Below are 13003 nucleotides of genomic sequence, written 5' to 3' on the forward strand. Positions count from 1 at the left end.
TCATCGCAAAAATTGACGATGTGTCAACTATTGGTTTATCACCTGGTGTGATAAGTCGGGCGAACGCTCGCGTTGACAGGGATGAGGAACGATATGACGCAAGCGCCCGCGCGCATCCTGCCGGTCATCGACCGCGACAGCGAGGCCTTTTGGACATGGGGCGTTGATGGGAAGCTCGCCATCCATCGCTGTGCCGACTGCGCCTATTTCGTCCATCCGCCGGTGCCATTCTGTCCGAAATGCGACAGCCGTGACGTCATGCCGCATGCGGTATCGGGGCGGGGCAGGGTGGTGACCTTCACGGTCAACCACAAATCGTGGGTGCCCGATCTCCCCGTCCCTTATGTCCTCGCTCTGGTTGCGATCGAAGAACAGGAGGATGTCCGCATCCCCTGCAACATCGTCGACTGCGCGCCCCAGGGCGTCATCTTCGACATGCCGGTCGAGGTAGTGTTCGAACGGGTGGAAGACGTCTGGATCCCCTTGTTTCGCCCGGTGCATTCATGACCCGCTTTGCCGAGAAAAACACCGCCATCACCGGCGTCGGCATGTCCGAAGTTTCGCGCGGCGCGACCAAGTCGGCGCTCGCGCTCACCGTAGATGCCGCGCTCGAAGCGATCGCCGACGCCGGCCTGACGCGCGCCGATATCGATGGCTTCGCGACATGGCCCGGTGAGCGCGCCGACGGATCGGGCTTCTCGCCGGTCGGATGCGCGGCGCTGCAGGATGCCTTGCGACTGGAGGTCGGTTGGTACGGCGGCGGCGGCGAGGCTCCCGGCCAATATGGCGCGGTGTTCAATGCAATCGGCGCGATCGCAGCGGGGCTTTGCCGCAACGTCCTCATATTTCGCACAATGTACGAAGCGACGGCGCGCAAGTCGTCCTATGCCAATTCCCTGCTCCGCGAGGGGCAACGGCAGGCAGGGCCTTTTTCGTGGTATGCGCCCTATTATACTTACGCCGCGGCTTTGCAGCAGGCGCTGTTCTTCAACCTCTACGTCCACAAAAGCGGCATCACGCCTGAACAGGTCGGGCAGATTGCGGTGAACCAGCGCCGCAACGCCGCGCTCAATCCCAATGCGATCTATAAGACGCCGATCACGCTCGACGACTATCTTGCCTCGCCGCTGATCGCGACACCGCTGCGGCTCTACGACTGCGACGTGCCGATCGATGGTGCCGCGGCAATCATCGTCTCCCGCATGGACATTGCACGCACCCTCAAGAACCCGCCGATCCGGATCGAGGCGATCGGCTCGTCGATGCGCTACCGCAACAGCTGGACCCAACTCGACGCGCTCGACACGCAAGCGCAGCCGAAGGTCGCCGAGATGATGTGGGGCCGCACCGACCTCAAATCTGCCGATGTCGATATTGCGCAGCTTTACGACGGGTTCAGCTTTCACACGATCAACTGGCTCGAAAATTTCGGCTTTTGCGAGCGGTATGGCGCCAAGGATTTCATTGAGGGCGGAACGCGGATCGCGCTGGATGGCGACCTGCCGGTGAACACGGGCGGGGGGGCGCTGTCGGGTGGCCGATTGCATGCTTATGGCGCCGTGCACGAAGCTTGCACGCAATTGTGGGGCCGCGCAGGCAAACGGCAAGTCAGCGGTGACCCCCAAATTTGCGCGACGTCGACGTCAGGCGGCCCGCTTGCAGGGGCGATGCTGCTGGTGCGCGATTAGCGCTGCCACACGATGTCGCCGCCAATCAGCGTAAGCCCCACAGTGGCAAGCGCGCGCGCCTCTTCTGGCCATTCATAGAGGATCAAGTCGGCGGGCGACGCGGCAGCGAGCGGAGCGGGCTGATAAAGTGCCAGCGCGGCCCGCCGGTCGATCGCTTCGTCTGCGCCAATAAGGTGGCCCTCCCGCGTGCGCCGATCGGTCGCCGCGCGAATCGCTATCCACGGATTGGCATCGCCATAGGGCGCGTCCGATCCGCCAAGTACCCGGACGCCGCCGTTCAGCAGCGACCCGAGTCGGTAGAGATCGGCAAGCTCTTGCGCGTCCATTTGCGCCAGATAGCGGTCGCCGCGGTCATGAATGAAGTTTGGCTGGGTGACCACGGTCAGCCGGGCGGCCGCAATGTCGCCGATCAGGCTTTCGGGGATGACGCCGCCATGTTCGATGCGGTCGCCGGGCCGCGATCCGCCCGCGTCCGCGAGCGCTTGGAGGTAAAAGACGAGTTCGCCCAGCGTCACACAATGCGCCGCGACGTTTCGGTTCAGTGCGCGTGCTCCCTTGATGCGCTCCGCGAGCGTATCGAGCAGGGGCAGGTCATTTTCATCGAGCAGCAGCTTGACCGGGCCGAGAGTGTAGCCGTCGCCGGCGGGCAGGTCTTCCCTCCCCATCAGCACCAGCCGCTGCGGTAGCGCTCCGGTGAGCAGACTTGCCTCGGCCGGGCCGTTCGATGCGCCGGCGTCGGTCACCCCGGTAACCCCCCATGCGGCGAATTTGGCGCCGAGTGCCGCGAGCGACGGTGGTGCGCCGCCGATCCGCTCGCGCAGCCACGCATCACCACGCCAGATGCGACCGCTTGGCTGACCGTCGCTGTCGCGTTCGACGCTGTCGGGATAGGGCGGGGCGCCGAGTTTCGCGATTCCCGCGCTGTTCAGCAGCCAATAAGCCCCGGTGCGGTCCTGAATACGGAGCGGATGACCGGGCATCCAGGCGTCAAGCATGGCGCGGTCGGGCAGGCCAGCGATCCGCTCATCGTAACCGATTGCGCGCACCCAACTGCCGGGCGCTCGGACATCCGCGCGCAGCCTGGCAATAGCAGCATCTGCGTTAGCTATGCCGGTCAGATCGACGGAATCCATCCGCACTGCGGTGGCCATCAGGTGAAGATGGTGGTCGTGCAGCCCCGGCCCGGCAATCTGTCCGCGCGCATCATACTCCGGGCCGGACCCTTGGATATCCGGCCCGATGGCGGCAATCCGTCCGTCGCTTACGCCGACCTCCAGCCTCGCGCCCTCCGCGTCACGGGCGTTACGGATAAGCAGGTCGAAGCGCTCACGCATCAGAGCAACGTCGCAAAACTGGCGGCGGTGCGCGCGAGCGGGACATCGAGCAACCCACATTGCTTCGCAGCGAGCGCTTCCAGCGCCAGCGTCGCCGCGGTCAATCCGGTCAGGGGGTCGGCCACGGCGTCACCGAGAAAGCTTGGCGCATTATTGCTCCACCCGACAAGCCCGCCTGCCGCAGCGCAATCGTCGCCGAACCCGACCCGCATTGCTGCGTCGCCGCCCCAGCCGTGCGCGGTGATCGCGACCCAGAGCAATCCGGGATTGATCGCGAACAACCGCTGCTCATTCAGCCCGAGCTTCGCCAGCGCGTGCGGTCGCCCCGATGTAATCAACACGCGCGCGTCGCTGATCAAAGCAAGCAATTCGGCGGTATCGAGCGCCATGCTTAGCCGCCTTTTGCGGCCATTGAGCCGCGCGTCGAGCCGGGGCGTATGGACCGGGGTGGGGTCGGGCCGTATGGGGCTTTCGACCTTTACGACCTCGAGTCCCGCTTCGCCGAGCAGCGCGCCGCAATAGGGACCGGCCCAGAGCGCCGACAGATCCACTATGATGCCATCGTCGCGCCCGCCGCCGGACAGCGCCTGCGGAGCCAGCGGCGCCGCTTCGCCTACGCGCGCGACGGGCAGGTGCAACAGGATCGCGGCATCGACCATCTCGGCGGCCGTCCGATGCGCCGCGCTATGGACGATCGCTTCCCATGGGTCGTCGCCGAACGTCGTGCCGGTCCAAGCGGGAACCAGGTCGCGGTCGTCGTCGCGCGCGAGTGAGACGGCGATCCAACCTTCGCGGCAAGGCACAAGGCGGCAATGGCGATTGGGCGAGCAAAGGCCCGGCTCGTCAAGCGCGAGATCGTCGGTACGCGACAAGGCGCGTCGCGCGTCGAATGCGATCGAACTTCCCGACGCCCGGACCAGCCGTGCGCCCGCATCCGCCACGATATCGAGGAGCGCTGTCATCGCTCGTCGTCGATCGCATGAACCAGGCCCCAATCGAGCGCCTGCGCTGCACCGATCCGCCGCGCCGAAAGCAGCATCCACATCGTGCGGTGGCGTCCGATCGCTCTTGCCACCGTGGCGGTGCCGCCAGCGCCGGGGATCAGTCCCATCGTCAGTTCCGGCAGCTGGAACCAGCTATCGGTCGCTGCGATTCGCCTGTGCGCGGCGGCGGCTACCTCGATCCCCGACCCGATACAGGCCCCGTGCAGGCGCACCTCCGCTCGTTCGCCGAGCGCATCGAGCGCGCGGGCGCAGCTGTGCAACGTTCGCACGAGATGCGCCTCGGCCAGATCATGCGCTGTTCCGAATTCGTCGAGATCGCCGCCGGTCGAGAAGCATTTGCCGGCCCCTTGCAGGCGGACCATCGGCTGGCTCGGGTCGTCGAGCGCGTTCGCCAAAGCTTCGTACAGGGCATCGCGCATTGCCGCCGTCATCGCGTTGCGATTTTCTAGATCGTTCAGCGTGAGCGTAATGCGATTACCGTCGCGCGCGATGAGCAGCGGCGCTGGCGGACTGGGCGAGGACGACCCATTTTCGTTTTCCTTGCGCCAGCGCGCGAATTCCGCACCGCCCAGCAATGCCGAATAGGCGAAGGATTCGATCGTCAGTGCATCGGCGAGGGGCAGCGCTGCGGTAAGCCGTAGCACGGCGGCCGCGATCGTCGATGCTTGCGGGTTCCGGCGGACGGCTTCCGCAAGCCGTTCAACCGCTACGTCGAAATCCCCGGCGTCGAGCGACACCCATGGGGGTGGCGCAGCGCTCGCCGCTGTCAGCATCATGTCGAAGTCGTCGGGCGCTGTGGTCGGCAGCACGCCGTCGCGGTCGACGCCGATCACCACCGCCTGAATCGGCACAGCCGGTCGTCGCCATGTCGCGGCATCGACGACCAGCACCGGCTGCCCGCAGGGGGCCGATAGCCGGTCGGCGTCGAGATGGTCGGGGCCGGTCATGGGCCTTGTTAATCGGCGCAGGCGGCTTCCGCCAGTTCGGCCTTCAATATCCGGCGCAGCAGCTTACCCGTTTCGTTATAGGGAAGCTCGTCGCGGACGAACCATGCCTCGGGCGTCTTGGTCGATCGCAGTCTTTCGCGTATCGCCGTCGCCATTGCAGCGGTGTCGGGAGCGCCCGACCGCGATACGATCACGGCGACAACCTTTTCGCCCCAGCGTTCGCAAGGGATACCAAGCACCGCGCAATCGGCGATATCGTCGAAACTGCGCAACAGATCCTCGATCTCGCCCGGCGAGATATTTTCCCCGCCGCGCACGATCACATCGTCCAGTCGTCCTTCGACAAACAGATATCCGCCTTCGTCGAGCCAGCCCGCATCGTTGGTTGCGAACCAACCATCTTCGGCGATGGCCTTTTTGTGCAGATATTCGCCAGAGACCTGTTCGCCGCGGACGTGGATCTCGCCGTGCTCGCCGGGGCCGCAGGGTGTGCCGTCGTCGCGGCGGATCTCAAGTTCGATGCTTGGCAGCGGTTGGCCGACCGATGCGATCCGTCGCCGGATGATGGGGTCGTCGGAGGCGAAGGCGGCGCGATGATCGTCGGCGCCGAGCAGGGAAATCGTCGAACTGGTTTCGGTGAGGCCATAGGCGTTGACGAAGGCGACATGAGGCAGCATCGCCAAGGCGCGCGCGATGACAGGCTCGGGCATCTTACCGCCGCCATAGGAAAGGGCGCGGAGAGCGGGGAGCGTCTCGCCGGTCGCTGCCATGACGTCGAGAACGCGATCGAGCATTGTCGGCACCACCATCGCATGCGTGATGCTTTCGGAGGCGGCCGTGGCGACCCAGTCTTCGGCGGTGAAGGAGGGCAGATAGACGATCCGCCGCCCGCCATAGGCTGCGGTCAAGATCGCCGAAATCCCGGCGATATGATAGGCGGGGACGCTGACCAGCGCTGCTTCGTCCGCGTCGGCACCAAGGAATTCGACGCTCGACATCACATAAGAGGTGAGGTTGGCGTGGCGGAGCACCGCGGCCTTGGGATCGCCCGTGGTGCCGCTCGTAAACAGCAGCACCGCGATGTCGTTGTCGGCTTCGGGCGGTTCGTGGGTGTCGGGGGTGCGCCCGGCCATGAACTCGGCCTCGAAATCGCTCCGCGCGATCAGTTCGACTCCATCCGTCGCGGCGATTCGCGGCAGCATATCGTCGTCGACGATCAGGATCGAAGGCGCGGTCCTTGCGACAAGCTTGTTCAGCTCGCCGTCGCTTAGACGATAATTGAGCGGAACGAACGGCGTGCCGGCCATCCCGCAAGCGAAGAGCAGCACGGGAAGCGCGGTGCCGTTCATGCCCAGAAAGGCCGTGTTCGCCTTGCCCTGCCGGGCCAGCCACGCGGCGACGCAACGCGCGCGGGCGCGATAGGAGTCGAAATCGAACGCGTCGTCGCCGCAGCCCAGCGCCGCTCGGTCGGGGCAGGCGTCGGCAGCAATATCGAGGAGCAACGAGGTGCGCATGATTGTCAGTCCGAGGCAGGAAGCGGCTTGGCGCCCTTGATCGTCATCGCCGCGCCGTTGAAGGCAAGCGACCCCCTGCCGGGCTTGGCGCCAAGCACCTCGAGTCCGCTTTCCTCATCGACATAGCGTTTGCCGATCACGACGCTGTCAGCAAAACCCGGATCTACCGCGCCGGTCGGCGGCGCCGGATCGTCGATCGGCACGACCGCCGCACCGCCGCATTGCAGTTCGCCCGCGGCCTTGGGCGGGCGGACCACGACGAGTTGCGCGTCGCACACCGCGCTCTTCCAGCGCGAACCCGGTTTCAGGTCCATTATCCTCATATCCTTTCCCACAGCACGCGAAGGCCTTGCCGTCGTGTCGGCTTTCATCGGTCAATATGTCAATCGACATAGAAAGTAAACGTAGTTATATAACTCAAAAATACCAGAGAGGTTGGCGATGCATCCAAGATTGTTCGCGCGTACGGCCGCCGATCGTCCGGCGCTGATTATGGCGACCGATGGATCGGTGACCAGTTATGCTGACCTTGAGGCGGCGGCGAACCGCGGAGCACAGCTGTTTCGTGCGCGCGGGATCACGGCGGGCGATACGGTAGCGATCTGGCTGAAAAACTGTCTGGAATTCTATCAGATCTACTGGGCGGCACAACGGGCAGGCCTCTACATCTGCCCGATTTCGACGCAGCTTACGGCAGATGAAGCGGCCTATATCCTGAACGACAGTGGCGCGAAGCTGCTCGTCACGCATGCCGACGTTCCGGCTGCAGGCGCGTTCATTGCAGGCCGGGCGTCGCTGGCTCCCGGCGTTTTGCATATTTTCGACATCGGCACGGCGCTGGACGGCGCGGAGTCCTGGCATCGGTCGCTTGGCTGCTATCCGCCCACGCCAATTGCCGACGAAAGCGCAGGCTTTCATATGGTCTATTCGTCGGGAACGACGGGGCGTCCGAAGGGAATCCGGCTCCCGCTGACTGGCGGTCCGGCAGATGAGCCGCACATGCTCGCCGACCGGATTTCCGGACGATACGGCGTGGGCGAAGGGAGCGTTCTGCTTTGTCCGGCGCCGCTCTATCACACCGCTCCGCTCGCCTACGGCATGGCGGCGCATCGGCTCGGCGCGACGCTCGTCATCATGGACAAGTTCGATGCCGAGGCAACACTCCGGTTGGTTGAGCACTATCGCGTTTCCTTCATGCAGATGGTGCCGACGATGTTTATTCGTTTGCTGGCGCTGCCGACCGAGACGCGCAACCGCTATGACCTTAAGTCGCTGGAAAAGATCGTCCACGCGGCGGCGCCTTGCCCCATCGAGGTGAAGCGGCAAATGATCGAATGGCTCGGTCCGATCATCTACGAATATTATGGTGGGTCGGAAGGGAATGGGTCGACTTTCATAACCCCGCAGGAATGGCTGGCGAAGCCAGGATCGGTCGGTCGTGCCGATTGGGGAACGCTGCATATCTGCGGCGAAGATGGCCGCGAACTGCCCGCGGGGTGCGACGGCCTCATCTACTTCGAAGGCGGGTGGGATTTTCAGTATTTGAACGACGCGGAAAAAACGCGCGATGCGCGCCACCCCGACCATGCGGGCTGGAGCACGCTCGGCGACATCGGTCACGTCGACGATGACGGTTATCTTTTCCTCACCGACCGCAAAAGCTTCATGATCATTTCGGGCGGTGTGAATATCTATCCGCAAGAGACGGAGAATCTTTTGATTCTGCACCCGGAAGTTGCTGATGCTGCGGTGATCGGGGTCCCGCATCCGGAAATGGGCGAGGAAGTGAAGGCGGTTGTCCAGCCGCATCGCTGGGAGGACGCAGGACCCGATTTAGCTGCGCGCCTTATCGATCATTGCCGTGCCCATCTCAGCCATTTGAAATGCCCGCGCTCGATCGATTTTGATCCGGCGCTCCCGCGGCACGAGACCGGTAAGCTCTACAAGCAGGAAATCCGAAAGCGTTACTGGTCCTGACGCAACGGACTCTTACGAATTACGATCGATGCCGATCTGCGGATCGGTGCCACCGATTTGCTCAAAATAATGCGCTATTTCGCTCCCCACCGTTTCGACCCAATCCTTGTCCGGCAGGGCATTTTCAATTTCGATCAAGATATGCATTCTCCCTACCCCACGGGCCGCGATTCCGCGAGCTTCCGCCTCAGCCAGCGCGAACCGAATGTCCCGGCTTCCGCAAGACAGCAGCAGGTTAACGCCCCCGCCGAAACCTTCGGGCGCCGCCGCGCATAGCTCCGGCAGCTCTGCCAGCCGATTGCGGAATATGGAGAAGTCGGTCACATGCTATTCCCTTGAGGCGGAACGGGACGATCGAATCGTCGAATCAATCGGTCTACATCCGGCCGTCAGCTATCCACGCGGCTAGCGAGCAAGATCGCTCGCTCGCATCTTACGCCAAGTCGGTCCCGGTCTCAATGTGGCGCTTATCCGCGACCACTGCGGCGAACCCGCGCCGTCCCCAAAGCGCTTTGCTCTACAGTTGGTAAAGTAGGCTTTTTGTGCCCGACCCGCTTTGCGCGCAATTCGTTGGCGGAGCGGATAGCGTCGAAGTGCTGCGATAAAGCCTACCGCCGTTCTTACGATCATTGTGGCAATGATCGGCCGCGAATGGCGATAGCCACCCGTCCTGAACGAAGGTCAAACTTCGCCGATAAATTTTTGGTAGAAAAGAATATCGGCACTTTTCAAAAGTGCTGGCTCCCCGGGTAGCCAATTTTTTGCCATTTTACCACATCTCAGCACAGGTCGGTTTGTGTGTCTTAACAACTGATATTGTGATATAATTCTCTCATTACGTTGCATTGTATTTCCCTACAGCGCAACCTCGGTGTGGGAACGAATGTGGGGACGGAAATGATGGCTTCACATGGCGAATTTGACATCTCTGAAGGTAAAAAATGCCCGCCCGGGGACATACGGTGACGGGAAAGGGCTCTATCTGCGCGTAAAGCCTAGCGGGTCCCGGTCATGGATTTTGCGCGTGCAGCATCAAGGCCGGCGGCAGGATATCGGCTTGGGTTCAGTCGACGATGTAAGTTTGGCTGAGGCTCGAGACTCTGCTTCTCGTTTACGCCGAATTGCCCGACTGGGCAACGACGCGATCGCAGAACGCGACCGTGGGAAAATCCGCGTGGTGACCTTCCAAGAGGCCGCAGACCTTGCTTATGCGGAGCTTGGCAAGGGATGGTCGGAAAAGACGGCTCTCCAATTTAAGTCTTCGCTAGACCTCCATGTCGTCCCCTCACTCGGACGGAAGCGCGTAAGCGATATTGAAACTGCCCAGATTTTGGCCGCCCTTGGGCCGATATGGACCGCAAAGCCTCAGATCGCCCGCAAAGTTCGACATCGAATCCTCCAAGTGCTCGCCTTTGCTAAGTCGCACGGATGGCGCACTTCGCCCTTGCCGGAGCTTGCCGACCTTAGTCGGGGTCTGGCCAAACAGCCGAAATCCAAGGGATATTCTGCGCTTCCATTCTCCGAATTACCGACCTTTTACGCCGCAGAGCGAATGAAAGATGCGTCGCCCGCCCGCTTGGCGCTGATATTCACAATTTTGACCGCCGCAAGGAGCGGCGAAGTTAGAAAGGCGAGGTGGGACCAGATCGATCTCAAGGCGCGAGAGTGGCGGCGACCCGGATCGATAATGAAATCTGGCGAGCCCCATGTGGTCATGCTTAGCCAGCAGGCAATCGACGTTCTCAAGCTGGCGAGCGAACAATTCTGCGATGAAGGTCTGATCTTTCCATCATTTCATGGAAAGATGCTGGCAGACATGAGCTTGTCGAAAATGATGAAACTCGCCGGAAGATCGGAAACTGTTCATGGCTTCCGTTCCAGCTTTAGAGACTGGGCTGCCGAGAAGATGCCTCACGTACCGGCGATGGTTCCGGAAATGGCGCTCGCTCACAGCGTAGGTACTGCGGTCGAAAAGGCATATCTGCGAAGCGACCTGAAAGTGCTCAGAATGCAGTTGATGTCTGACTGGGGAGCATTCGTCGCATCGGAGTCGCAAAAACCCCCCGCAAAACGGTCCAAAAAATAAGGCAAAATGGCGGTTCAAGGAGCGCGGCATCAATTGAGCGCACGCTGGCGGCGACAGGCGCCGCCAGAGGTCGCGCGTTTGCACGGTTGGCCGCGCAGCGCTCATGTCTCGCTTCTTGACGCCGCGGGCGCGCGGCTCTTGCGGCGGGTAAACAGCGCAGGGCGCTGTTCCGGGCGCGGCCCTGCCTCGCCCGACCCGCCACCGGGCCGCGCACGCCGCGGCGCCTGCGGCTGCGACAAGGGCGCGTTTGTTGTCCGACGTTGCCGCCGCGCTGACCGCGCGGCGGCGTTGCTGGTGGGCCGGCCACGGACAGCGTGGCAGTCGGCGCACGGCTGTGGGACCGCTCGGCCGGTGCGCAAGCCGGGTCTTCGCCCCGGCTCCTCCACTGCGTTGCGGCCCTTCGGGTGCGCACCGTCCTTGGGCGCGGTCCCGTCGCCTTTCCTCGCCGCCCGCCCCGCCGTCCGGGGCCGGGTGTGGTGGAAGGAAAGGAAGAAGTCATGAAACTCGATTTTATCGACGTGGACCATCTGTCGATTGCGGCGACCAACATGCGCGGGAAGGGCAAAGACCCCGATGTGTCCGACCTGCTCCCGAGCATTCGCGCGCGGGGTGTGCTGGTTCCGCTGCTCGTTCGTCCCAACTGTGCAGAAGGCCAATTCGAGATCGTTGCGGGGCGTCGGCGCTTTACCGCCGTCAACGCTGTGGCGCGCGAGGGCGGCGCTATGAAGCCGATCCCGTGCGCGATCCTCGACGAGGGGGATGATGCCAATGCGCTCGAAGCGTCGATGCTTGAAAATCTCGCGCGGGTCCGGCCCGACGAGGTGAGCCAATGGGAAGCGTTCGTTGCGCTGGTCAAAACAGGGCGCAGCGTCGACGAGGTCGCCAACACGTTCGGGTTTGAGCCGAGTGCGGTGAAGCGGATCCTTGCGCTCGGCAATCTGTTGCCGCGCATCCGCACCCTCTATCGCGGCGGTCAGATCGACGTGAACACGGTCCGCCACCTGACCCTTGCATCGAAAAGCCAGCAGAAGGCTTGGCTGGCGCTATTCGATGACGAGAGCGCCTATTGCCCGACCGGCCATCAACTCAAGGCGTGGCTGTTTGGCGGCACGGCCATCGCGGTTACGCATGCCCTGTTCGACGTCGAGGCGTTCAAGGGCGGCATTGTTGCCGACCTGTTTGGCGAGGATCGCTTCTTTGCCGACAGCGATGCATTCTGGGCCGCGCAGATGGGCGCCATCGAGGTGCGCAAGGCCGACTATCTTGAGGCTGGATGGTCCGACGTGATCATCATGGAGCGCGGGCAGTGGTTCCGGTCATGGGATCATGCCCATGCTGGCAAGCGCAAGGGCGGCCGCGTCTATGTTGAAGTTCGCGAGAGCGGCGAGGTCAGCTTCCACGAAGGCTTTGTCACCACCAAGGAAGCGAAGCGGCTTGGGAGCGGTGGGAGCAGCGAGGAGGGGGCGGTCATCGAGAAGCCGAGCCGTCCCGAGGTGTCGGGTCCGCTCAATGCCTATATCGATCTTCATCGCCATGCGGCGGTGCGCGCCGACCTGCTTGCCCATACTGGTGTCGCACTCCGCGCGATGGCCGCGCACGTCATTGCGGGCGCAGACCTGTGGCGGGTCGATGTCGAGGCGCAGCGCGCTCCGAAAGAAGAAATTGCCGAGAGCGTCGAGACCTGCTCCGCCGAAACCGCTTTCGACACGAAGCGCCGCGTGGTGCTCGCCGTGCTTGGCTTCGATGAAGACGCCCCGACCGTGACCGGCAAGGGCTATCACCGGCCCCCTTTTGCCCCGCTGTTCGCGCGGCTTCTGGAATTGCCCGATCCGGTGGTGATGGAGATTATTGCCATCGTCATGGGAGAGACGCTGCAAGCGGGCAGCGAGGCCGTGGAAATGATCGGGCTACATATCGGCACCGACATGCACCGGCACTGGCAGGCAGACGCGGCGTTCTTCGACCAGCTTCGCGACCGCGAAGTGCTGCTCGCTATCGTTGGCGAGGTTGCGGGCGCGGAGGTCGCGGCAGCAAACGCCGGTGAGAAGGGTAAGGCGCTGAAGGCGATCATCTCCGACTGCCTTGCGGGCGAGAACGGCCGCGCCAAATCCGAGCCGTGGGTTCCGCAGTGGATGGCGTTCCCGCCTTCGGCCTATACCGCGCGTGGCGGTGTCGGCAGCGTGAAGGCTGCGGCGCGTGTGGCTTTCGATCTCTCCGCGAGCATTGTGCCTCTCACCGAGGACAGCAGCGGACCCGAAACCGACGTACCGCCATTGGCGGCATAACAATAGGGCGGGCGGCTTTTGGTCGCCCGCCTATTTTTCCCCGCACCGGTAATGGACGCGCTGACCCTTCGGGCCAGCGCGACGCTTTCATTTTTGGCGCGCCGCCGCCGCAAGCGGCGACGGCGCGCGGACTCGGCAAGGAAAAAAGGCGGCGCGATAAATCGCGCC

Annotated in this window: 11 protein-coding genes; 5 read left to right on the forward strand and 6 right to left on the reverse strand. The window is 63.2% G+C overall.

Going from position 1 to position 13003, the window contains the following annotated elements; genetic code table 11:
* Nucleotides 1–93: 93 nt before the first annotated feature.
* Both VGN68_RS08740 and VGN68_RS08745 read left to right on the forward strand, forming a co-directional pair.
* Nucleotides 94–507 (forward strand): Zn-ribbon domain-containing OB-fold protein, encoded by a 414-nt coding sequence (locus VGN68_RS08740; protein ID WP_327475828.1) that lies wholly within the window; start codon nt 94–96, stop codon nt 505–507.
* Complete coding sequence (locus tag VGN68_RS08745) at nt 504–1688, forward strand: thiolase family protein (RefSeq protein ID WP_327475830.1); 1185 nt, start codon at nt 504–506, stop codon at nt 1686–1688. Before VGN68_RS08740 ends, VGN68_RS08745 begins: the two co-directional genes overlap by 4 nt.
* On the opposite strand, the gene VGN68_RS08750 is transcribed toward VGN68_RS08745, so the two are convergent.
* Genes VGN68_RS08750 through VGN68_RS08770 form a run of 5 tightly spaced genes read right to left on the reverse strand, consistent with a single transcriptional unit; the run spans nt 1685 to nt 6801 of the window.
* The gene (locus VGN68_RS08750; protein WP_327475832.1) at nt 1685–3022 is read right to left on the reverse strand and encodes an amidohydrolase family protein; all 1338 of its coding nucleotides are present in this window, start codon (nt 3020–3022) and stop codon (nt 1685–1687) included. The genes VGN68_RS08745 and VGN68_RS08750 overlap by 4 nt on opposite strands.
* A complete protein-coding gene (locus VGN68_RS08755) occupies nt 3022–3984 on the reverse strand; it encodes a CoA transferase (protein ID WP_327475834.1) in 963 nt (320 codons plus the stop codon). The genes VGN68_RS08750 and VGN68_RS08755 overlap by 1 nt, the downstream gene beginning before the upstream one ends.
* Nucleotides 3981–4973 (reverse strand): enoyl-CoA hydratase/isomerase family protein, encoded by a 993-nt coding sequence (locus tag VGN68_RS08760; RefSeq protein ID WP_327475836.1) that lies wholly within the window; start codon nt 4971–4973, stop codon nt 3981–3983. Before VGN68_RS08760 ends, VGN68_RS08755 begins: the two co-directional genes overlap by 4 nt.
* A gap of 8 nt (nt 4974–4981) precedes the next feature.
* Entirely contained in the window at nt 4982–6487 is a 1506-nt protein-coding gene (locus VGN68_RS08765) for a class I adenylate-forming enzyme family protein (protein ID WP_327475838.1), read from the reverse strand.
* Between the two features lie 5 nt (nt 6488–6492).
* Nucleotides 6493–6801, reverse strand: a complete 309-nt coding sequence (locus tag VGN68_RS08770; protein ID WP_327475840.1) for a hypothetical protein — start codon at nt 6799–6801, stop codon at nt 6493–6495.
* A 139-nt stretch (nt 6802–6940) separates the two neighbouring features.
* Between VGN68_RS08770 and VGN68_RS08775 the strand changes: the two genes are divergently transcribed.
* Entirely contained in the window at nt 6941–8464 is a 1524-nt protein-coding gene (locus VGN68_RS08775; RefSeq protein WP_327475842.1) for an acyl-CoA synthetase, read from the forward strand.
* 12 nt (nt 8465–8476) lie between these two features.
* On the opposite strand, the gene VGN68_RS08780 is transcribed toward VGN68_RS08775, so the two are convergent.
* Nucleotides 8477–8788 carry a hypothetical protein gene (locus VGN68_RS08780; RefSeq protein ID WP_327475844.1) on the reverse strand — a complete coding sequence of 104 codons (312 nt, stop codon included), beginning with the start codon at nt 8786–8788 and terminating at the stop codon, nt 8477–8479.
* A 586-nt stretch (nt 8789–9374) separates the two neighbouring features.
* Here VGN68_RS08780 and VGN68_RS08785 point away from each other — a divergent pair.
* Together VGN68_RS08785 and VGN68_RS08790 are read left to right on the forward strand one after the other, a co-directional pair.
* Complete coding sequence (locus tag VGN68_RS08785) at nt 9375–10550, forward strand: tyrosine-type recombinase/integrase (RefSeq protein ID WP_327452602.1); 1176 nt, start codon at nt 9375–9377, stop codon at nt 10548–10550.
* Nucleotides 10551–11047: 497 nt separating this feature from the next.
* Nucleotides 11048–12835: a ParB/RepB/Spo0J family partition protein gene (locus VGN68_RS08790; RefSeq protein ID WP_327475846.1), complete on the forward strand. Its 1788-nt coding sequence runs from the start codon at nt 11048–11050 to the stop codon at nt 12833–12835.
* The last annotated feature ends 168 nt before the right edge of the window (nt 12836–13003 follow it).

Origin of the sequence: Sphingopyxis sp. (assembly GCF_035998965.1) — a bacterium.
In the GTDB taxonomy this organism is placed as follows: domain Bacteria; phylum Pseudomonadota; class Alphaproteobacteria; order Sphingomonadales; family Sphingomonadaceae; genus Sphingopyxis.

Coding starts and splice junctions, on each gene's coding strand:
- VGN68_RS08740 (WP_327475828.1), top strand. CDS start 94: ATGACGCAAGCGCCCGCGCGCATCCTGCCGGTCATCGACCGCGACAGC.
- VGN68_RS08770 (WP_327475840.1), bottom strand. CDS start 6,801: ATGGACCTGAAACCGGGTTCGCGCTGGAAGAGCGCGGTGTGCGACGCG.
- VGN68_RS08755 (WP_327475834.1), bottom strand. CDS start 3,984: ATGACAGCGCTCCTCGATATCGTGGCGGATGCGGGCGCACGGCTGGTC.
- VGN68_RS08750 (WP_327475832.1), bottom strand. CDS start 3,022: ATGCGTGAGCGCTTCGACCTGCTTATCCGTAACGCCCGTGACGCGGAG.
- VGN68_RS08765 (WP_327475838.1), bottom strand. CDS start 6,487: ATGCGCACCTCGTTGCTCCTCGATATTGCTGCCGACGCCTGCCCCGAC.
- VGN68_RS08745 (WP_327475830.1), top strand. CDS start 504: ATGACCCGCTTTGCCGAGAAAAACACCGCCATCACCGGCGTCGGCATG.
- VGN68_RS08785 (WP_327452602.1), top strand. CDS start 9,375: ATGGCGAATTTGACATCTCTGAAGGTAAAAAATGCCCGCCCGGGGACA.
- VGN68_RS08760 (WP_327475836.1), bottom strand. CDS start 4,973: ATGACCGGCCCCGACCATCTCGACGCCGACCGGCTATCGGCCCCCTGC.
- VGN68_RS08790 (WP_327475846.1), top strand. CDS start 11,048: ATGAAACTCGATTTTATCGACGTGGACCATCTGTCGATTGCGGCGACC.